Here is a 20,602-nt window from a genome sequence, read left to right on the forward strand (position 1 = left end):
ATGTCGATGCCAGGCCGCCCCGTGCTCAATAAACAGCAAGACAAAAGCTTAATAGAGTTACAAATAAAAGCATATAATGCCGCAGATAGGCGCTAAATCCAGTTTCGATAACAAATCTATACCGCAATATACAGAGCAATCGATTATCTTTACGAGCATGCTTTTTAGCAAATAAAGTGGCAAATCGTGCCTTCGTTCGGTCAGTTTTCGTTCAGCACTCCGCAAACCCATTCATGTCGTGAATATTTTATTAATAATCAATAAATTAATAATAATTCAATTTTTTTGATTATCGACATCAATTCTCTTCGATTTATTCTGCCAAACAAAAACGTGATACTTATCACATCGACAGAACATCGTCCCCTGAACAGAACAACCTGCGAGAAATTAATTATGAAAAACATTAAATATGCTGTTGCTGCTATCGCCCTGTCTGCCCTGTCATTTGGTGCTTTTGCAGTACAACCAGTGACTCAAGCTCAGGCTCAGAAAATGAATGAAATGGGTACTGTGTCCGTAGACGGCGCAAGCACTCTGGATGGTATGGAAGCTCAGCTGGCGCAGAAAGCTGCCGCAGCGGGTGCTTCTGGCTACGCCATCACTTCTGCTAACACCAACAACAAAGTTAGCGGTACTGCAGTTATCTACAAATAATTGCCAACCCTGTTATACCCCGTGAGTCGACCGCTCGCGGGTGCTCCAACCCTCATTGAACTTGTTGATACCCTTTTTTGCCCGGCTGCCACGCCGGGCTTTTTTTTGCCTGAAATTTGCGATGGAGACCATTCGTAGGCCCGATAAGCATAGTGCCATCGGGCAGTTCCGAGCGCATTGCCGGATGGCGCTATGCTTATCCGGCCTACGGAGGGTTAATAGGCTTGGGCGACGCGGGCTAAACCGTCTTCGATGGAATTCACTTCCCCGGTAGCCAGCAAACAGCAGGCCATTTGAATTTTCAACGACTGCGGCACAGGCTCGACGCCGGCGACGCAGCGCTCAATCCAGCGGGCGGTAATTTCAGGATCTTTAGCTGACGGCAAAGCTACGGCTTCTTCTGGATCTTCGTTTTGCCGCGCGAAGACCACCCGCTCACCTTGTCTATCAATCAGCGTAATCTGTGGGCAGCGCTGCGGGTTGGCGTACACCTCCCCTTCCGTACCGTGCATCAGCAGGCTACGTCCACCAATATCGCTAAAGAATTTGGCAACTTTGGTCACGTACTCTGGATGCGATACGCTCGACAAACGCAGCGCCGCGTCTTCTGCAAACGGCGTGATGAGCTTCGCCAGCGAGTGCGCGCTATTACGCACGCCCAACTGCCAGCGCAGAGCCAGTTGCTTTTCAATCGGCGGGCAGATTGCGGACACCGGAATATAAACTGGCTGGTGACTATCAAGCTTTGCCTGTGCCTGCCCGGCATGGCGTGTTGGCTCGATTCCCATCAGCGCAAAAATCGTCTCCGTCAGCACTCGCGTAGGATCTTCGCTAACGCCGTGGACCACCACCGGAAAGCCCAGTTTATGCAGCAGCATCGCCAGAAGCGGCGTCAAATTCGCCTGTTTGCGCGCACCGTTGTAGCTTGGGATCACAATCGGCATTGGTTTGCCGGACGGCGGCGTTAGATGGATTGTCTGCAACTGCATGGCTTCATAAAAGCCGAGCATTTCCGCTTCGCCTTCGCCTTTAATCCGCATAGAGAGCAAAATGGCGCCCATTTCGAGATCCGCAACATCACCCTCAAGCATCCGGGTATATAAGCTACGCGCGGTGTCTTGATCGAGGGATCGCGCGTGATTTTTGCCTCGTCCAATCTCTTTGATGATTTTGCGGTAATCCATTTGCGACTCCTGTTGAATGCTCATACGACGCTCAGGCAAGCTAGCGTTTTTTACGCCTCGGCGCTTTGGCCTTATGCTTCACTTCCGACACTGCCGGCATTTCCGGTCGTTCAATCGGGAAGACCGGTAACGCATTCAGTAAACGCTGACCGTAGTTTTTGGTCAACAACCGCTTATCGTAGATGATCACTTCACCCCAGCAGCTGTGGCTACGGATAAGACGCCCAACCTGCTGAATCAGGTTAAACGAGGCGCTCGGTAAGCTCTGCACCTCAAAAGGATAGCGGTTCAGACTTTTTAGCCATTCGCCTTCGGTTACCACCACCGGGCTGTCGATAGGCGGGAAAGCGATTTTATGGATATGGACCTGACTTAGCAGTTCGCCCTTCAGATCAAGCCCTTCGGCAAAAGATTGTAGCCCTACCAGCACGCTGTACTCGCCGCTTTCTACCCGCTTGCGGTGGAGCTCCACCAGCCGATAGCGTGGCTGATCGCCCTGTACCAGCAGCATCAGACGCAAATCGGTCACATGCTCCAGGAAGCGCTGCATCGCACGCCCACTGGCAAACAACACCAGCATCCCACGGTGTTTTTTGCTCGCGACTTCCTGGCGGAAATAGGCCGCCATTTCGGCAATGTGCTGCTCTTCACTATCGATTAGCGGTTCGTACTGCATCTGCGGGATGATAATTTTACCCTGCTCAACGTGGTTGAACGGGGAATCCAGCGCCACGAAGCGGTCGCCCGCTTTTTCTTTTAGGCCGCTCATCTCCTGCAAACGCGAGAAACTGTTCAGCGAACGCAGGGTCGCAGACGTGACCACAATGTGAGGAACGCTGCGCCACAACAGGCGCTCTAGCTGATCGCTGACCCGAATGCCGACGCAATGAAACCAGACATGCATCTGACCGTCGCGAACATCGCGGGTGGCCCATTTGCTGACCGGTGCCCCCGACGCCTGAGCCAGCGACGCCAGCCGCCACAGCTTGCTCTGGGATTCAAACATCCCCAGCGCGCGGTTCATTTGCAAAATCACCCGGTGCAGCCGAACGATATCGTGACTGCCGGTTTTTTCACTCAGATCGTTTAAAAATAGCTCCGCTAACCCGCGCAGCATTTCAGTCAGTTTTGCCAGCCTCTGGCAAATCTCCATCACCTCATCCGGCAGTTCGCCCATTGGGAAGCGATGTTCGGCCTCCTGAGTTGCGGGAAGATAAAGGTTCAGAATATTGTTGAGCGAGGCAATCAGCTCATACAGCTCTTCACAGTGCGCGGTCAGCCGTTCCGGCAGCGCTAGCGGCGGCGTAGTTTTCGGGCGGAACTGCTCCATGCAGGTGGCGACCAGCTTACTGAAGAGATCGAGTTGCAGACGGTACCACGGCGCGGAGATCTCAGCGCTCATTTCCAGCGCATCGCGGGCGACATCCGGTAAATGATGGCCTTCATCGAGGACCAGCAGCAGGTTTTTTGGCTCCGGCAGTACCGCTTCACTCTCCATTGCCGCCATCACCAGCGCATGGTTGGCCACCACCACCTCGGCTTCCTGAATCTCCCGACGGGCCACAAAGAAAGGACATTCGCGATAGTAATGACAGTTGCGGTTCAAGCAGCTGGCTTTATCGGTACTCAAGCGTCGCCACAGGTCGTCATCAATCGCCACATCGGTGTGATCGCGTAGGCCATCCCATTTATAGCTATCCAAATCCCCTTTTAGCTTCGCGCAGCGCTTTTGCTCTTCTTGGTTATTTGGCGTCAGTTCATCTTCTAAAAACGCCAGCAGGTCTTGCTGGCTGGGGTCGGTGCTGGCCAGCGCCGACAAATTACGCGGACACACATAACGCCCACGACCAAAAGCCGCGGTGAAACGTAAATCGGGAATTATCTTGCGCAGCAGCGGGAGATCTTTGCTGTAGATTTGGTCCTGTAGCGCAACGTTGGCGGTGCTCACCACCAGCGTCTTTTGTTCTTCCCGGGCGATAGCAATGCCGGGGATCAGGTAGGATAAGGTTTTGCCGACGCCGGTCGGTGCTTCAATCGCCAGATGACGTCCCTCTTCCCCGGTCAGCGTTTTCGCGACGTCAGCGATCATCTGCCGCTGCGGCGCGCGGGGGATAAAATCGGGGATCTGTTCCTGGAGCGCCTTATACCAGGCGGCGATTTGCGCTTTCAGCGCAGCGGTCAAAGCCATGAGAAAACCTGAGATACTGTATAAACAGCCACTATTGTGACATCTTCTGCCCGATGCCGCAAAAAAGAAAGCCCGGCTTTCGGCCGGGCTCGCAATTTACTGTGCCGCTGCAGGTTTACGCGGGCGACGCGGCGGACGTGGCTTATCGCCTGCCGGTTTTCCTTCCGCACTGCGCGGTTTGGCTTTCGGCGCACCGCCGTCGGTACGACGCGGCGACTGCTGACCACGACCGTTGCCTTGACCTTGACCTTGACGACCACGACCACCGCCGTTGCCGCCGTTGCCGCCGCCACGCTGCTGGCGACCGTTCTGAATTGGCTCAGCCTTAATAGACGGATCCGGCTCGTAGCCCGGCAGCGCAATACGCGGTATTGCTTTTTTCAGGAGACGTTCGATGTCGTGCAGCAGTTTGTGTTCATCTACACACACCAGTGACAATGCTTCACCGGTTGCCGCCGCACGGCCGGTACGACCGATACGGTGCACGTAATCTTCCGGCACGTTTGGCAGCTCAAAGTTCACTACGTGCGGCAGTTCTTCAATATCGAGGCCACGGGCGGCAATATCGGTCGCCACCAATACGCGGATGTCGCCGGATTTAAAATCAGCCAGCGCGCGAGTACGTGCACCCTGGGATTTATTCCCGTGGATCGCAGCGCTGCGGATGCCGTCTTTATTCAGCTGTTCGGCCAGATGGTTAGCCCCGTGTTTGGTACGGGTGAAGACCAGCACCTGTTGCCAGTTGCCTTCACCGATCATCTGCGACAGCAGTTCACGTTTACGCTTTTTGTCCACCATGTGGACATGCTGAGTCACCTGCTCAGACGCGGTGTTACGGCGTGCCACTTCAATTTCCAGCGGGTTAGTCAGCAGTTTTTCTGCCAGGCTTTTAATATCGTCGGAGAAGGTTGCCGAGAACAGCAGGTTTTGACGCTTCGCTGGCAGTTTCGTCAGGACGCGACGGATATCGTGGATGAAGCCCATATCCAGCATTCGGTCCGCTTCATCGAGCACCAGAATCTCAACCTGATCGAGCTTAACGGCGTTTTGATGTTCCAGATCCAGCAGACGACCTGGGGTTGCCACCAGCACATCAACACCGCTACGCAGCTTCATCATCTGTGGGTTAATGCTGACCCCACCGAAAACCACCAGCGAACGAATGTTGAGGTAGCGGCTGTATTCACGGACGTTTTCACCAATCTGCGCCGCCAGCTCACGGGTTGGGGTCAAGATCAGCGCGCGTACCGGGCGGCGGCCCTTAACGTGCGGTTCGCGGGAAACCAGCGTCTGCAGCAATGGCAGAGTAAACCCTGCGGTCTTGCCGGTGCCGGTTTGTGCGCTCGCCATTAAATCACGGCCCTGCAGTACAGCAGGAATCGCCTGCTGCTGAATGGGGGTGGGTTCCTGGTAGCCTTGCTCAGCAACGGCACGCAGGATTTCGGGATTCAATCCGAGAGAATCAAAAGACATAAGTACTCCACACCCACCCCGACCGCATGCGGTGTAGTTTTCGAGGGGATAAAAAACGAGGGAATGACAAAAACCACAATGTCATGAAGGGGCGGAGTGTAGCAGTTTTTGTGATGCACCGCATAAATTATCCCCTTAACGGTGGAAAACAAGATTATTCACTAGACTGGACAAGTTTAAAATCCCGGCATAATCTTAATCAATCGATTGATTAATTCACGGTGATACTATGAATGTGACGCCAGTCACCAGCAAAGGTGAGCAAGCCAGAAGCCAGCTAATTGCCGCTGCCCTCGCCCAGTTCGGCGAGTATGGCCTCCACGCCACTACCCGCGATATTGCGGCACAGGCTGGGCAAAACATCGCCGCTATCACCTACTATTTTGGCTCAAAAGAAGATTTATACCAGGCCTGTGCGCAATGGATTGCCGATTTCATCGGCGAGAACTTTCGCTCGCATACCGAAGCCGCTGAACAGCTGTTTGCCACACAGCAGCCCGACCGCGAGGCGATACGTGAGCTTATTCTGCAGGCCTGTCATAACATGATTTTACTGCTGACCCAGGACGACACCCTAAGCCTCAGCAAATTCATCTCCCGCGAGCAGCTGTCGCCTACCGCCGCCTATCAACGCATTCATGAAAGAGTCATTGCACCGCTGCACAGCCACCTTACCCGGCTGATTGCCGCCTACACCGGCTGTGATGCAAACAGTACGCAAATGATCCTCCACACTCACGCGCTGTTGGGGGAAGTGCTGGCATTCCGTCTTGGACGGGAAACCATTTTGCTGCGTACCGGCTGGTCAGCATTTGATGCCGACAAAGCAGAACAGATTTTCCAAGTCGTGACCTGTCATATCGATCTTATTTTGCAAGGATTAACCCAAAGGAGTCAGAAGTGATGAAAAAACCGGTCGCCCTTATTCTGGCCGTTGCCGTCCTCGTCGCCTTGATAGGCGGTGGAACCTGGTGGTATCAAAGCCGGCAAAATAATGGACTCACCCTGTACGGCAACGTTGATATTCGTACCGTCAATATGAGCTTCCGCGTCGGCGGACGTCTGCAATCTCTGAGCGTGGATGAAGGGGATGCGATTAAGCAGGGCCAGACGCTTGGGCAACTGGACAAGGCTCCGTATGAAAATGCGTTGATGCAGGCCAAGGCCAACGTGGCGACCGCACAGGCGCAGTACGACCTGATGATGGCCGGTTACCGGTCGGAAGAGATTGCTCAAGCAGCGGCCGCCGTGAAGCAGGCGCAGGCCGCTTATGACTATGCGCAAAGTTTCCTGCAACGTCAGCAAGGGCTGTGGAATAGCCGCACCGTTTCCGCCAATGATCTGGCCAACGCGCGCTCATCCCGCGATCAGGCGTTTGCTACGCTGAAATCGGCACAGGACAAATTAAGCCAGTACCGCGCCGGGAACCGTCCGCAGGAAATTGCCCAAGCGAAAGCCAATTTAGAACAGGCGCAGGCGCAGCTGGCACAATCGACCCTCGACCTGCATGACACAGTGTTGACCGCGCCGTCCGATGGCACCTTATTAACCCGCGCGGTAGAGCCAGGCAGCATGCTCACCGCAGGCAGCACGGTACTGACGCTGTCATTGACGCATCCGGTCTGGGTTCGCGCCTATGTTGATGAGAAGAACCTCAATCAGGCGCAGCCGGGGCGCGAAATTCTGCTGTATACCGATGGCCGGCCAGATAAGCCGTACCACGGTAAAATCGGCTTTGTTTCCCCTACCGCTGAGTTCACCCCTAAAACGGTAGAAACGCCGGACCTGCGCACCGACCTCGTTTATCGTCTGCGTATTATCGTCACCGACGCCGACGGCAGCCTGCGTCAGGGGATGCCGGTTACGCTGAGTTTCAACGACGAGCCACGCCATGAGTGAACATCAGATCCAGCTACAGGGCTTGGTCAAACAGTTCGCGGGCATGAACAAACCGGCGGTAGCTCGGCTGGATTGCACCATTCAATCGGGCTACGTTACCGGTCTTGTGGGGCCTGACGGCGCGGGAAAAACCACGCTGATGCGCATGCTGGCGGGGTTACTCAAACCCGACGAGGGCAGCGCATTAGTCCTCGGGTTAGATCCCATTCATGACGATAGCGCCCTGCACGCGGTGCTCGGCTATATGCCGCAGAAATTCGGTCTGTATGAAGACCTGACGGTGATGGAGAACCTCAATCTCTACGCCGATCTACGCAGCGTCACCGGTGAAATTCGAGAGAAAACGTTCGCCCGGTTACTCGAATTTACCTCGCTAGGCCCGTTTACCTCGCGGTTGGCAGGCAAGCTGTCCGGCGGCATGAAGCAAAAACTCGGCTTGGCCTGTACGTTAGTCGGCGAGCCGAAAGTGCTGCTGCTTGATGAGCCCGGCGTCGGCGTCGACCCAATTTCACGACGCGAGCTCTGGCTGATGGTGCACGAACTGGCGGGCGACGGGATGCTGATCCTCTGGAGCACCTCCTACCTCGATGAAGCTGAACAGTGCCAAGACGTACTGCTGATGAATGAAGGCGAGCTGCTTTATCAGGGCGAGCCTACCGCCCTCACCCGCACCATGGCTGGACGCAGTTTTCTGATGCACAGCCCGACGGAGAATAACCGCAAACTGCTGCAGCGCGCATTGAAACAAGACATCGTTAGCGACGGCATGATTCAGGGGCGCTCGGTGCGGACGATCCTCAAAAAATCAGCCACCGCTGACGATCTGAGACGATCGCCGGGCATGCCTGAGCTAGAAATTGAAGAAACAGCACCGCGCTTTGAAGATGCGTTTATCGACCTGCTTGGCGGTGCCGGCACCTCGGAATCTCCGCTGGGTGCGATTCTGCATACCGTGGAAGGTACGCCTGACGAAACGGTGATTGAAGCCAAACAGCTCACAAAAAAATTTGGTGATTTCGCCGCCACCGACCACGTTAATTTCGCCGTCAAGCGCGGGGAAATTTTCGGTCTGCTGGGGCCAAACGGCGCCGGGAAGTCCACCACGTTTAAAATGATGTGCGGCCTGCTGGTACCGACTTCCGGTAATGCGCTGGTGCTGAATATGGATCTCAAAACCGGCTCCGGTAAGGCCCGTCAGCACTTAGGCTATATGGCGCAAAAGTTCTCCCTCTACGGCAATCTGACCGTTGAGCAAAACCTGCGCTTTTTCTCCGGGGTGTACGGCCTGCGTGGTCGCGCTCAGAACGAGAAGATCAGCCGCATGAGTGAAGCCTTTGGCCTTGATGCCATCGCTCGCCATACCACCGATGCGCTGCCTCTCGGCTTTAAGCAGCGTCTGGCGCTGGCCTGCTCGCTGATGCATGAACCGGACATTTTGTTTCTTGATGAGCCAACCTCGGGTGTTGATCCGATCACCCGCCGTGAGTTCTGGCTGCATATCAACAGTATGGTTGAGAAAGGTGTCACCGTGATGGTGACGACTCACTTTATGGATGAAGCAGAATACTGCGATCGCATTGGGCTGGTTTATCGCGGCAAGCTGATTGCCAGCGGTACGCCTGACGACTTAAAAGCGCAGGCGGCCGATGAGCAGCAGCCCGACCCAACCATGGAACAGGCGTTTATCACCCTCATTAATGATTGGGATAAGGAGCATGCCGATGAGCGTTAAAGGCTTGTCCTGGCGGCGCGTCCGGGCGCTGTGCGTGAAAGAGACGCGGCAGATTATCCGCGATCCCAGTAGTTGGTTGATTGCCGTGGTGATCCCGCTGTTGCTGCTTTTTATCTTTGGCTACGGCATTAACCTCGACTCCAGCAAGCTGCGGGTCGGCGTGCTCTTGGAGCAGCAGAGTAAAGAGGCGCTGGACTTTACCCATACGCTCACCGGTTCACCCTACATTGATGCCACCATCAGCGATAATCGGGGCCAGTTGGTCGAGATGATGCAGGCCGGACGCATTCGCGGGCTGGTCGTGGTTCCTGTAGATTTCGATAAGAAGATGACGCGAGTCGGTGACGATGCGCCAATCCAAGTGATCACCGATGGCAGCGAACCTAACACCGCTAATTTTGTGCAGGGCTACGTCGAGGGGATCTGGCAAATCTGGCAAAAACAGCGCGCCGAGGACCGTGGTCAGAACTTCGAGCCGCTTATCGATGTGCAGACTCGCTACTGGTTTAACCCGGCGGCCATCAGCCAGCACTTTATTATTCCCGGCGCGATAACCATCATCATGACGGTCATCGGGGCGATATTGACCTCACTGGTCATCGCCCGCGAGTGGGAGCGCGGCACCATGGAGGCGCTGCTCTCCACCGAAGTGACCCGCGTGGAATTACTGCTGTGCAAACTTATCCCTTATTACTTCCTCGGCATGCTGGCCATGCTGCTATGCATGCTGGTGTCGGTGTTTATTCTCGGCGTGCCGTATCGCGGTTCGCTGGTGATTCTGTTTTTCATCACCAGCCTGTTTTTACTCAGTACGCTGGGGATGGGGCTGCTGATTTCCACCATTACCCGCAACCAGTTTAACGCCGCCCAGGTTGCCTTGAACGCCGCGTTTCTGCCATCAATTATGCTGTCCGGGTTTATTTTCCAGATAGACAGCATGCCCGCTGCGATTCGCGTGGTGACCTATATCATTCCGGCGCGTTATTTCGTCAGCACTCTTCAAAGCCTGTTTCTGGCGGGTAATATTCCGGTGGTGCTGATTGTGAATACGCTATTTTTGATCGCTTCGGCGGTGATGTTTATTGGCCTGACGTGGATGAAAACCAAACGTCGGTTGGATTAACTCTGGCGCGCGTATTTTGCCCGGTGGCGCTGTGCTTACCGGGCCTACGAGCCCTGTAGGTCGGGTAAGCGCAGCGCCACCCGACATGAGGACGGCACAATGTTTTATCGTTTATGGACGCTTATCCGCAAAGAACTACAGTCGCTGCTCCGCGAGCCGCAGACCCGCGCCATTTTGATAGCGCCGGTGCTCATTCAGGTGCTGCTGTTCCCGTTTGCCGCCACGCTGGAAGTCACCAACGCCACCATCGCCGTTTATAACGAAGACAACGGCAAGCACGCCGTTGAGCTGACCCAGCGCTTTGCCCGCGCCAAAGCCTTTACCCACGTGCTGCTACTGAAGAGCCCGCAGGAGATCCAGCCGACCATCGACACGCAAAAAGCGCTACTGCTGGTACGTTTCCCGGCCGATTTCTCGCGTAATCTCGATACGTTCCAGACCGCGCCAATGCAGCTATTGCTCGACGGACGCAACTCTAACAGCGCACAGATTGCCGCTAACTATCTACAGCAGATCGTCAAAAATTATCAACAGGAGCTGATGGAAGGCAAAACGAAACCGAACAACAGCGAGCTGGTGGTGCGCAACTGGTACAACCCGAATCTTGACTACAAATGGTTCGTGGTGCCGTCGCTAATCGCCATGATAACCACCATCGGTGTGATGATCGTGACCTCGCTGTCGGTTGCCCGTGAACGCGAGCAGGGCACGCTCGATCAGTTGCTGGTGTCGCCACTCGCCACTTGGCAAATCTTCGTCGGCAAAGCGATTCCGGCGCTGATTGTCGCCACCGTACAAGCCTCCATCGTGCTGGGCGTAGGCATCTGGGCGTATCAGATTCCCTTTGCAGGATCGCTAGCGCTGTTTTACTTCACCATGGTGATATACGGTCTGTCATTGGTAGGATTTGGGCTGCTTATCTCGTCGCTGTGTTCTACGCAACAACAGGCGTTTATTGGCGTGTTTGTCTTTATGATGCCGGCGATTTTGCTGTCGGGATATGTGTCACCGGTCGAGAACATGCCGGTATGGTTACAGCATCTGACGTGGATAAACCCTATCCGCCACTTCACGGATATCACCAAGCAGATCTATTTGAAGGATGCGAGTTTGTCGATTATCTGGGGGAGTTTGTGGCCGCTACTGTTTATAGCGGCCACGACGGGATCAGTGGCGTACGCGATGTTTCGCCGCAAGATCGCTTGAGGATTTATCTTTTACTAACAGCGAGAATACGGCTGGCCCCGCAAGGATAGCCAGCCCAGCCAGCGCCAATAGATAATTGTTGTGCAGTACGCGTGACAGTAACCACAGCGCAATCATCGCTGCGCCAAAATACCAGGTGGTGGTCAGTTCTTCGAACACATCGGCGGCATCTCGCCAGCGTTTATCGTGGTGACGCTGCAGCGCCAACATCAGTATGACACTTACCGCATACAGCACGCACAGGCCTAATCCAACGCGCACTAACGCGCCGCTCATCCAGCCCATAACCAACACGGCGACGACCAGTAAATGCAACATAATCTGCCAGCAACCTAGCCCGGTTGCGACACGAATTCGTTGTTGCCACTTCATGGCTTCTCTCCTGAAGAATTTTATCTGCTTATTCAGAGTACCCGAGTCTACGGAAAATTCCGTAAAAGTGCTCCTTTTTGTGACAGCAGTGTCACATTTTCATGACCGCCCGGGGAAATAGCGATTAAACATTGACCGGTTGAAGGCGAAATATGAAGGGATGCATCGGGTAGGCCTAATAAGCAAAGCGCCATCAGGCACTGCGTGACTCTCACGCCGGGTGACGGCGTAAATGTCTTATCCGGCCTACCCGCAGGCGGGCCGGGGAGGATAACTTAGCGGCGGTTGCCAAATATCCGCAGCAACATCAAGAACAAGTTGATGAAGTCGAGATACAGGGTCAGTGCGCCGAGGATGGCATATTTACGTAGGTTCGATGAATCACGCACGTCAATCTGCTCGCCGATGTTTTTCAGTTTCTGGGTGTCGTAAGCGGTAAGCCCAACAAACACAATGACGCCGATATAGGTAATGGCCCACATCAATGCATCACTTTTCAGCCAGAAGTTCACTAGAGATGCCAGCACAATGCCAATCAGCGCCATAAACAGCATGTTACCAAAGCCGCTGAGATCGCGTTTAGTGATATAGCCATACAGGCTCATAATGCCGAACATCCCGCCGGTCACCACAAAGGTACTGGCGATAGACGAGTAGGTATAGACGATAAAAATGCTGGAAAGCGTGAGTCCGGTAAGCGCTGAATAGAGCATAAACAGCGTGGTTGCCATACCAGCGCTCAGACGCTGTACCATCCCAGAAAGCACAAATACCAACGCCAACTGGGCAATAATCAGCCCAAAGAAGGTGATTTTACTGGAAAAGACAAACATCATTACTGCTGGCGTATTCGCCGCGTACCACGCGATAAACGCGGTCAGCAGCAACCCACAGGTCATCCAGCCATAAACCTGCGCCATATAGGTTTGCAGACCACTGCGCGCCTGGACAATAGAATCGGACCGAGGGAATCGTTCCATGACATTCTCCTAAATCAATATGAACCTAAGATAAGTGTACTCTACCAGCGCTCGGCTGCCTGTTTATCGCTGTCGCGCGCTTCCACCCAACGTTCCCCTTCCGGGGTCGCCTCGCGCTTCCAAAACGGCGCGCGGGTCTTTAGATAGTCCATGATAAATTCGCCCGCGTCAAAAGCGCTGCTGCGATGCGCGCTGGTCACACCGACAAACACAATCTCTTCGCCCGGCCACAATTCGCCAATGCGATGGATCACCGTGACGCGCCCCAGCGGCCAGCGTTCACGGGCAGCGTCAACGATCTCCGCCAGCGCTTTTTCGGTCATTCCCGGATAATGCTCAAGGCTCAGGGCCTTAACGCTGTCACCGAGGTTGTGGTTGCGCACTTTGCCGGTGAAGGTCACCACCGCGCCGTCTTCATCACGCGCAGCAAGCCAAGGATATTCGTCGCCAACGCAAAACGGCTCGTGGCCTACGCGAATACGGGTTTCGCTCATCTCAACCTCCCGTCACTGGTGGGAAAAAGGCCACTTCATCGCCGTCAACAACCGGATGGTCAAAGCTCACCAGCGTCTGATTGACCGCCGCCAGCAGCTTGCCCTCTTCCAGCGCCAGCGCCCAACGCCCTTCTTGCGCCACCAAATGCTGGCGTACGGCTTCAACCGTCGAAAACTCAGGCGTCAACGTCAGTGAGTCGGCGCCGACCAGCTCGCGAACCTGAGCAAAAAACAGCACATTAATCATTAGCGTCCGCCTTAAAATCACCGGATTTTCCGCCGCTTTTCGCCAGTAAGCGAACCGGGCCAATCACCATGTCTTTTTGTACCGCTTTACACATGTCATAGATCGTCAGCGCGGCGACCGATGCAGCGGTGAGCGCTTCCATCTCCACGCCGGTTTTCCCGGTTAAACGACACAGCGATTCAATGCGTACACGATTATGCTCCGGCTGGGCCTGCAGGTTGACTTCCACCTTGCTGAGCATCAATGGATGACACAGGGGGATCAGATCCCAAGTCCGCTTTGCCGCCTGAATACCGGCAATACGAGCAGTGGCAAACACATCGCCCTTATGGTGGCTGCCTTCGATAATCATCGACAGCGTTTCCGGCATCATGGTTACGAACGCTTCTGCGCGCGCTTCGCGAACGGTTTCCACCTTGGCGGAGACATCCACCATATGGGCTTCACCCGCCGCGTTAATATGGGTCAGTTGCGACATGGATTATTTCTTCAGATGAGGATGGAAGTTACACGGACGCGTACGGGCATCGAGCTGTGCGGCGATGATGTTATCCCACGCGGTGCGACAAGCTTTAGTGGAGCCCGGCATGGCAAAAATCAGCGTACGGTTAGCCATTCCCGCTACGGCGCGCGATTGCAACGTGGCGGTGCCAATTTCTTCAAAAGAGAGCATCCGGAACACTTCGCCGAAGCCTTCGATTTCCCGGTCAAACAGCGGCAGCAAGGCTTCAGGTGCCTGATCGCCGTCGGTCAGACCGGTGCCACCGGTGATAAGCACCACTTGCACGTCGTCGCGGGCAATCCAAGCGGACACCTGGGCGCGGATTTGATAGCGGTTCTCTTTGACGATAGCTTTGTCGACGACATGATGTCCGGCTTCCAAAGCGGAATCACGCAGGAAATGGCCGGAGGTGTCATCCTCTTCGCCACGACGGTTAGAAATGGTAAGAATAGCAACCCGTGTCGGGATAAATTCAGCGCTCACCTGACTCATTTAATAGCTCCTTGATGACGAATCATCCACCTATATAGGATAAATTCTGGGTAATTCCGGTATTGCCCTGATGCAGGAAGTGGGTCTGTTTTTTATGGGTTAAGGCTTCGGCGATTCGGTCTTCCAGCGCCTGCTGCTGGGCGTCTTCCGCCAACAGTTCACGCAGGTCAACGCCGCCGTCACCAAACAGGCACAGATGCAGCTTCCCAATGGACGATACGCGCAGACGGTTACAACTGGCGCAGAAGTCTTTTTCATACGGCATAATTAAGCCGATTTCCCCTTCGTAGTCGGGATGACAAAAGACCTGAGCCGGGCCGTCGCTGCGCTGACGGATTTGATGGATCCAGCCACGCTGAAGCAGTTGGTCACGCAGCACCATGCCTGAGATATGGTGCTTACGGAACAGCTCGCTGCCGTCGCCGGTTTCCATCAATTCAATAAAGCGGAGTTGAATGCGGCGCGGTTTGATCCACGCCAGAAAGGTGTCGAGCTGGTGATGGTTGACATCGCGCATCAGCACGGTGTTAACCTTCACTTTGTCAAAGCCCGCGGTAAAGGCGGCGTCGATGCCGTCCATCACCTGGCGGAACTTATCTTGGCCGGTAATCGCGTGAAACTGGCGAGCGTCGAGGCTATCTAAGCTGACGTTCAATGCAGTTAATCCGGCATCACGCCAAGCGGCGACATCGCGCGCCATACGGTAACCGTTTGTAGTCACGGCAATCTGGCGAATGGAGGCGTTCTCTTTCACTGCGGCGATAACGTCGGTGAAGTCGCGACGTAGCGATGGTTCACCGCCCGTCAGACGGACTTTTTCAGTACCCAGCGCCGAAAAGGCGCGCGTCACCCGGCGAATTTCGTCCAGAGACAAAAAACCTTTGTTGGTGACGCCATTGGGCTGATATCCGTTAGGCAGACAGTAGGTGCAGCGAAAGTTGCATACGTCGGTAATCGACAGGCGCAGATAAAAAAATCGGCGCGCAAACGCATCAGTGAGTTGTGAAGCCATAGACACCTTTCCAAATACGGGAGGCGAGATCATTTCTTCCTTCGCCCTGGCGGCAGATTATCTGCCGCGGCCAAAGCACCGTATTTTTCAACTTAGGCACAGAGGCTAGAGTGTGTTGTTCAGACTATTGTAGATAGAGAACTGAACTAGGTTATGCCGAATAGTAGCGCGAGAATAACAGTTTCGCCATTCTTGCAATCGCTGTATAAAGTTATATATAGCGAGCCTATCGTGCACTTTCCCTACAGAATACGTAAAAATACCGTTTTTGCATTGATATACGTCATTTTGACCGGCACAGAGCATCGTCTTTTAGAGGTAGTTAGGCTACTGTAAGCACGTTTTTCACTATAAGGAAGTTGTATGCGCAATCGTACTTTTGCCGATCTTGACCGCGTCGTCGCGCTAGGCGGCGGGCATGGACTTGGACGCGTGATGTCATCCCTTTCATCTCTGGGCTCGCGCCTGACCGGCATCGTCACAACCACCGATAACGGGGGCTCAACGGGACGTATTCGCCGTTCTGAAGGGGGCATTGCTTGGGGAGATATGCGCAACTGTCTTAACCAATTAATTACCGAACCCAGCGTCGCTTCCACGATGTTTGAGTATCGTTTTGGCGGTAATGGCGAACTTTCCGGACATAACCTCGGAAACTTGATGTTAAAGGCGCTAGACAACATGAGCGTCAGGCCTTTAGAGGCCATAAATTTAATAAAAAACCTGCTGAAAGTGGAAGCTTCATTGATTCCAATGTCCGAACAGCCGGTTGATTTAATGGCAATCGACAACGAGGGCCACGAAATTTACGGTGAAGTGAACATTGACCAACTGACGCTGCCGCCAAAAGAGCTCATGTTAACGCCTTTGGTTTCGGCAACCAGAGAAGCGGTAGAAGCCATCGCGCACGCGGATCTGATTCTGATTGGCCCCGGCAGTTTCTACACCAGTTTGCTGCCCATTGTACTGCTACCGGATGTCGCCCAGGCGCTACGTCGAACGCCAGCACCCATGGTTTTTATCGATAACCTCGGTCGCGAACATAGCTCAGCGGGCAACCTTAGCATTGAAGCACGCATTGCACTGCTGGAGCACTATATTGGCAAGGCGGTCATTGATGCGGTCGTAGTCGGCCCGAAAGTCGACGCCAGTCACGTGCAGTGCAAAGTGGTCATTCAGCAACCGTTGGAAGCCGATGATATTCCTTATCGTCACGATCGAGTGCTATTGCGTGCAGCATTGGAAGAGGCCCTACAGGCCTTTGCCTGAGTTTCCTTAACATCTTAAGGTTGTCTTAAAATACGTCAGGCAGCATAGCGGACATTATAATTACCGAGTCCACCGTTATGCTTCGCCTGTTGCGCTACCGCCCTACCGTCAGTCGGCTGACCTACATTCTTTTGTTCGCACTCTATATTGCGCTGGTGCTGAACATCCATTTTTATCGTCAAGCGTTTACACTGTTACCGATTGACGGTCTGCATAATGCGCTGGTCTTTTTATCTTTGCCGGTAGTCGCGTTTTCAGTGATGGCTATTTTTCTGACGCTGGCCTCACTTATTCGCCTCGAAAAGCTGGCCGTCACGCTGTTTATTCTCCTGAGCGCCAGCGCCCAGTATTTTATGATGAACTTTGGCGTCGTCATTGACCGTTCGATGATCACCAATATTATCGATACCACACCCGCCGAGAGCTATGCCCTGCTCTCCGGCCAAATGATCGCGGTGCTTGGGTTTACTGCACTGCTCTTTATCGCGCTCGCTTGGTGGATAAAAATCAAACCGGCGGCAAATCTGTGGCGCGGCACATTGATGCGTGTCGGCACGATAGTGGTTTCTGCATTACTTATCGTATTGGTTGCCGCCGTATTTTATAAAGATTACGCCTCGCTGTTTCGTAATAATAAAGAGTTGGTGAAATCACTAAACCCGTCGAATAGTATTGTGGCGCTCAACTCTTGGTCTTTCCATCACCAGATGGATAATTTACCGCTGGTAAAAATAGGCGAGGATGCCCAGCAAAAGGCGGCAATGAAACAGGGTCCGCGTAAAAACTTAACTATTTTAATCGTCGGTGAAACCTCGCGCGCTGAGAACTTCTCGTTGGGCGGCTACGACCGCGAAACCAACCCGCTGCTGGCGAAAGATAACATCGTTTATTTCCCCAAAACGGCCTCCTGCGGCACTGCCACCGCCGTTTCGGTACCTTGCATGTTCTCCAATATGCCTCGAGTCGGCTACAACGAATCGCTGGCGCATCACCAAGAAGGACTGCTGGATATTATTCAGCGTGCCGGGATTCAAGTGCAGTGGAACGATAACGACGGCGGTTGTAAGGGTGCCTGCGATCGCGTGCCGCACCAGGATATGACCTCATTAAATTTGCCGGGACAATGTATTAACGGCGAGTGTTACGATGAGGTGCTGTTCCACGATCTCGATAAAGCGATTGATAATATGCAAGGCGACGGCGTGATTGTGCTGCATACCATCGGCAGCCATGGTCCGACTTATTACAACCGCTATCCACCGGCATTTCGCCGCTATACGCCAACTTGTGATACCAGCGAAATTCAATCGTGTAGCCAAGAGCAGCTGAAAAATAGCTATGACAACACCATTTTATATGTCGATTATATCGTCGATAAAGCGATAAAACTGCTGCAGTCGAAACAGGATAAATTCACCACTAGCTTGGTTTATCTTTCCGACCATGGTGAATCTTTGGGCGAAAACGGCGTTTATCTTCACGGTTTGCCTTATTCCATCGCGCCGGAAACGCAAAAACATGTGCCAATGCTGTTATGGTTATCGGATGACTATCAAAAACGCTATGGCGTAAATTACGGTTGCCTGCAAAAACAGGCCCAAGAAAATAACTACTCTCAGGATAATCTGTTCTCTACAATGCTAGGTTTAACCGGCGTAGAGACGCGGGAATATCACGCAGCGGATGATATTTTAGCCACCTGTAAATAGAGGCCAGAAGATGAAAATATTAGTCGTTGAAGATGACACCCTGCTATTGCAGGGGCTGATTCTGGCAATGCAAAGCGAGGGGTACGCCTGCGATGGCGTCGCCACGGCACAGCAGGCAGCGCTAAGCCTAGCCAACGGGCATTACAGTCTGATCGTGCTGGATTTAGGCCTGCCGGATGAGGATGGGCTGCATTTTCTGAACCGCATTCGCCAAGAAAAGATCAGTATCCCAGTCCTTATCCTCACTGCCCGCGATACGCTTGAGGATCGCGTCAGCGGCCTCGATACCGGTGCGGATGATTATCTGGTGAAGCCGTTTGCGTTAGAAGAACTCAATGCCCGCATCCGAGCGCTGCTGCGGCGTAATCTCAATCAAGGTGATAATGAGGTTACCGTTGAGAATCTGCGTCTTAACGTTACCCGCCGTCAGGTATGGCTTGACGGTGAGCTGCTGGAACTGACTCCAAAAGAGTACGCTCTGCTTTCGCGTTTGATGCTCAAGGCTGGCAGCCCTGTACACCGTGAAATTCTCTACAACGATATCTACAACTGGGATAACGAACCCGCTACCAATACGCTGGAAGTTCATATCCACAACCTGCGCGATAAAGTGGGCAAAACCCGCATTCGTACCGTGCGCGGCTTTGGCTATCAGTTAGTTAATACTGAGAAGGCAGAATAAGGTATGGCGACCTTTTCCATCCGCAAGTGGCCGATGCGCCACCAGCTATTGCTGGCCATAGGGCTTATCTTGGTGGTCTTTCAGCTTATCAGCGTATTCTGGCTGTGGCATGAGAGCAAAGAGCAGATCGAGCTGGAAGTGGCGATGCTGATTAACAATCACAACAACGCCAAACATATTCGCCACGAGGTGCGCGAAGCCATTGCCAGCCTACTGTTGCCGAGCCTGGTGATTATCGGTTTGGCGCTGTTTCTGTGTTTACAGGCGGTGAAGCGCATCACGCGTCCACTGGCTGACCTGCAAAAAGAGCTCGATGTTCGTACGCCGGGAAATCTGCAGCCCATTTATCTGCAGCAGACCACGGTCGAGGTGGAAGCCGTAACCCGCGCTATCAACCAATTAGTGGAAAATTTGACGCAAACGCTCGATCGTGAACGGCTGTTTACCGCCGACGTCGCCCACGAACTGCGAACCCCTCTGGCGGGGCTAAAACTGCATCTTGAGCTGCTCGAAAAAACGCAAAACCTCAATCTTTCCCCACTGCTGCAACGTTTGGACCAGATGACCGAAAGCGTGGCCCAGCTATTGCTGCTCGCGCGAGTAGGACAGTCATTTTCCGCTGGCAGTTACCAGCAGGTTTGCCTGCTGGCCGACGTGATAGAGCCAATCAAAGGTGAACTGGAGAGCATGCTCAGCACCCGCTCGCAAACGCTGGCTATCAACGCTCCAGAGTCCTCGGTGACCGTCTCTGGCGATGCCACCCTACTACGGTTATTGGTCCGTAATCTGATAGAGAATGCGCATCGTTATAGCCCGGAAGACTCGACGATCACCTTGAAGCTGGAAACAGCGGCGCGCCCAAGTCTGGCCGTCGAAGATGAAGGTCCGGGAATTGATGAGTCGAAAGTTGGCGAATTGAGTCAGGCATTTGTGCGCATGGACAGCCGCTACGGCGGGATTGGTCTGGGCTTAAGTATCGTGACCCGTATAGCCCAGCTGCATGAAGCGGCGTTCTTCTTGCAAAACCGCGATACCGGAGTCGGCACGCGGGCATGGGTAGAATTTCAACCCGCCAAGCGTTAAGAGCGTTTTAGTAGGTCAGCATCCAATGGCAAAGAAAGCCTGCGACGATGGCCACAGAGACGAGCACGGTAAACAGCTGCGGGACATTCAGATTAGACATGACACTACCCTCATTTATTTTAGAGATAGTATCAGCAGAATTTATTAAGTGAACATTAAGCTAGGCGGCCAATTCGTGACGCCAGCCACAGTTTCAAATAACATTCTCACGCCATGTAGGCCGGATAAGGCAACGCCGCCATCCGGCAATCAGCACCAAGCTATCATCAAGCAATCTGCCTCATGTTGCCTGATGGCG

20 protein-coding genes and 1 riboswitch are annotated in these 20,602 nt (G+C 53.7%); of the genes, 10 read left to right on the top strand and 10 right to left on the bottom strand.

Annotation, left to right across the window (positions count from 1 at the left end):
• Window positions 1-396 precede the first annotated feature (396 nt).
• The gene (gene ybiJ, locus AB4K05_RS04180; protein WP_368478762.1) at window positions 397-657 is read left to right on the top strand and encodes a DUF1471 family protein YbiJ; all 261 of its coding nucleotides are present in this window, start codon (window positions 397-399) and stop codon (window positions 655-657) included.
• 215 nt (window positions 658-872) lie between these two features.
• On the opposite strand, the gene ybiB is transcribed toward ybiJ, so the two are convergent.
• The 3 genes from ybiB to rhlE all read right to left on the bottom strand — a co-directional run bounded on the left by ybiB (window position 873) and on the right by rhlE (window position 5,502).
• The gene (gene ybiB / locus AB4K05_RS04185; protein WP_368478763.1) at window positions 873-1,841 is read right to left on the bottom strand and encodes a DNA-binding protein YbiB; all 969 of its coding nucleotides are present in this window, start codon (window positions 1,839-1,841) and stop codon (window positions 873-875) included.
• 40 nt (window positions 1,842-1,881) lie between these two features.
• Window positions 1,882-4,029: an ATP-dependent DNA helicase DinG gene (dinG, locus tag AB4K05_RS04190; RefSeq protein ID WP_368478764.1), complete on the bottom strand. Its 2,148-nt coding sequence runs from the start codon at window positions 4,027-4,029 to the stop codon at window positions 1,882-1,884.
• Between the two features lie 96 nt (window positions 4,030-4,125).
• Window positions 4,126-5,502, bottom strand: a complete 1,377-nt coding sequence (rhlE, locus tag AB4K05_RS04195) for an ATP-dependent RNA helicase RhlE (RefSeq protein WP_368478765.1) — start codon at window positions 5,500-5,502, stop codon at window positions 4,126-4,128.
• A 229-nt stretch (window positions 5,503-5,731) separates the two neighbouring features.
• On the opposite strand from rhlE, the gene cecR reads away from it, so the two are divergent.
• The 5 genes from cecR (at window position 5,732) to AB4K05_RS04220 (ending at window position 11,462) form a co-directional block, all read left to right on the top strand.
• Window positions 5,732-6,406, top strand: a complete 675-nt coding sequence (gene cecR / locus AB4K05_RS04200; protein WP_368478766.1) for a transcriptional regulator CecR — start codon at window positions 5,732-5,734, stop codon at window positions 6,404-6,406.
• A complete protein-coding gene (hlyD, locus tag AB4K05_RS04205) occupies window positions 6,406-7,401 on the top strand; it encodes a secretion protein HlyD (RefSeq protein WP_368479156.1) in 996 nt (331 codons plus the stop codon). Before cecR ends, hlyD begins: the two co-directional genes overlap by 1 nt.
• On the top strand, window positions 7,394-9,133 hold the full coding sequence (locus AB4K05_RS04210; protein WP_368478767.1) for an ATP-binding cassette domain-containing protein: 1,740 nt from the start codon (window positions 7,394-7,396) through the stop codon (window positions 9,131-9,133). The genes hlyD and AB4K05_RS04210 overlap by 8 nt, the downstream gene beginning before the upstream one ends.
• Complete coding sequence (locus AB4K05_RS04215; protein ID WP_368478768.1) at window positions 9,123-10,256, top strand: ABC transporter permease; 1,134 nt, start codon at window positions 9,123-9,125, stop codon at window positions 10,254-10,256. The genes AB4K05_RS04210 and AB4K05_RS04215 overlap by 11 nt, the downstream gene beginning before the upstream one ends.
• 99 nt (window positions 10,257-10,355) lie before the next feature.
• Complete coding sequence (locus AB4K05_RS04220; RefSeq protein ID WP_368478769.1) at window positions 10,356-11,462, top strand: ABC transporter permease; 1,107 nt, start codon at window positions 10,356-10,358, stop codon at window positions 11,460-11,462.
• On the opposite strand, the gene AB4K05_RS04225 is transcribed toward AB4K05_RS04220, so the two are convergent.
• From AB4K05_RS04225 to moaA, 7 genes are all read right to left on the bottom strand, one after another.
• Complete coding sequence (locus tag AB4K05_RS04225; RefSeq protein ID WP_368478770.1) at window positions 11,424-11,834, bottom strand: YbhQ family protein; 411 nt, start codon at window positions 11,832-11,834, stop codon at window positions 11,424-11,426. The genes AB4K05_RS04220 and AB4K05_RS04225 overlap by 39 nt on opposite strands.
• Window positions 11,835-12,109: 275 nt before the next feature.
• Complete coding sequence (locus AB4K05_RS04230; protein WP_368478771.1) at window positions 12,110-12,814, bottom strand: Bax inhibitor-1 family protein; 705 nt, start codon at window positions 12,812-12,814, stop codon at window positions 12,110-12,112.
• Between the two features lie 41 nt (window positions 12,815-12,855).
• Window positions 12,856-13,308, bottom strand: a complete 453-nt coding sequence (gene moaE / locus AB4K05_RS04235; protein ID WP_368478772.1) for a molybdopterin synthase catalytic subunit MoaE — start codon at window positions 13,306-13,308, stop codon at window positions 12,856-12,858.
• A 1-nt stretch (window position 13,309) separates the two neighbouring features.
• Window positions 13,310-13,555 (bottom strand): molybdopterin synthase sulfur carrier subunit, encoded by a 246-nt coding sequence (moaD, locus tag AB4K05_RS04240; RefSeq protein ID WP_368478773.1) that lies wholly within the window; start codon window positions 13,553-13,555, stop codon window positions 13,310-13,312.
• Window positions 13,548-14,033 (bottom strand): cyclic pyranopterin monophosphate synthase MoaC, encoded by a 486-nt coding sequence (moaC, locus tag AB4K05_RS04245; protein WP_368478774.1) that lies wholly within the window; start codon window positions 14,031-14,033, stop codon window positions 13,548-13,550. Before moaC ends, moaD begins: the two co-directional genes overlap by 8 nt.
• 3 nt (window positions 14,034-14,036) lie before the next feature.
• Window positions 14,037-14,549: a molybdenum cofactor biosynthesis protein B gene (gene moaB, locus AB4K05_RS04250; protein ID WP_368478775.1), complete on the bottom strand. Its 513-nt coding sequence runs from the start codon at window positions 14,547-14,549 to the stop codon at window positions 14,037-14,039.
• Between the two features lie 22 nt (window positions 14,550-14,571).
• Entirely contained in the window at window positions 14,572-15,561 is a 990-nt protein-coding gene (gene moaA, locus AB4K05_RS04255; protein ID WP_368478776.1) for a GTP 3',8-cyclase MoaA, read from the bottom strand.
• Window positions 15,549-15,686: riboswitch (molybdenum cofactor riboswitch) on the bottom strand. It overlaps the preceding gene by 13 nt.
• Window positions 15,687-15,924: 238 nt before the next feature.
• Here moaA and yvcK point away from each other — a divergent pair.
• The 4 genes from yvcK to pmrB all read left to right on the top strand — a co-directional run bounded on the left by yvcK (window position 15,925) and on the right by pmrB (window position 20,304).
• Window positions 15,925-16,830, top strand: a complete 906-nt coding sequence (yvcK, locus tag AB4K05_RS04260; RefSeq protein ID WP_368478777.1) for a uridine diphosphate-N-acetylglucosamine-binding protein YvcK — start codon at window positions 15,925-15,927, stop codon at window positions 16,828-16,830.
• Window positions 16,831-16,907: 77 nt separating this feature from the next.
• On the top strand, window positions 16,908-18,539 hold the full coding sequence (gene eptA, locus AB4K05_RS04265; RefSeq protein WP_368478778.1) for a phosphoethanolamine transferase EptA: 1,632 nt from the start codon (window positions 16,908-16,910) through the stop codon (window positions 18,537-18,539).
• A gap of 10 nt (window positions 18,540-18,549) precedes the next feature.
• Window positions 18,550-19,221 (top strand): two-component system response regulator PmrA, encoded by a 672-nt coding sequence (pmrA, locus tag AB4K05_RS04270; protein WP_368478779.1) that lies wholly within the window; start codon window positions 18,550-18,552, stop codon window positions 19,219-19,221.
• A gap of 3 nt (window positions 19,222-19,224) precedes the next feature.
• Window positions 19,225-20,304 carry a two-component system sensor histidine kinase PmrB gene (pmrB, locus tag AB4K05_RS04275; RefSeq protein WP_368478780.1) on the top strand — a complete coding sequence of 360 codons (1,080 nt, stop codon included), beginning with the start codon at window positions 19,225-19,227 and terminating at the stop codon, window positions 20,302-20,304.
• The last annotated feature ends 298 nt before the right edge of the window (window positions 20,305-20,602 follow it).

The organism is Kluyvera sp. STS39-E, from assembly GCF_040932435.1.
Taxonomy (GTDB): domain Bacteria; phylum Pseudomonadota; class Gammaproteobacteria; order Enterobacterales; family Enterobacteriaceae; genus Kluyvera.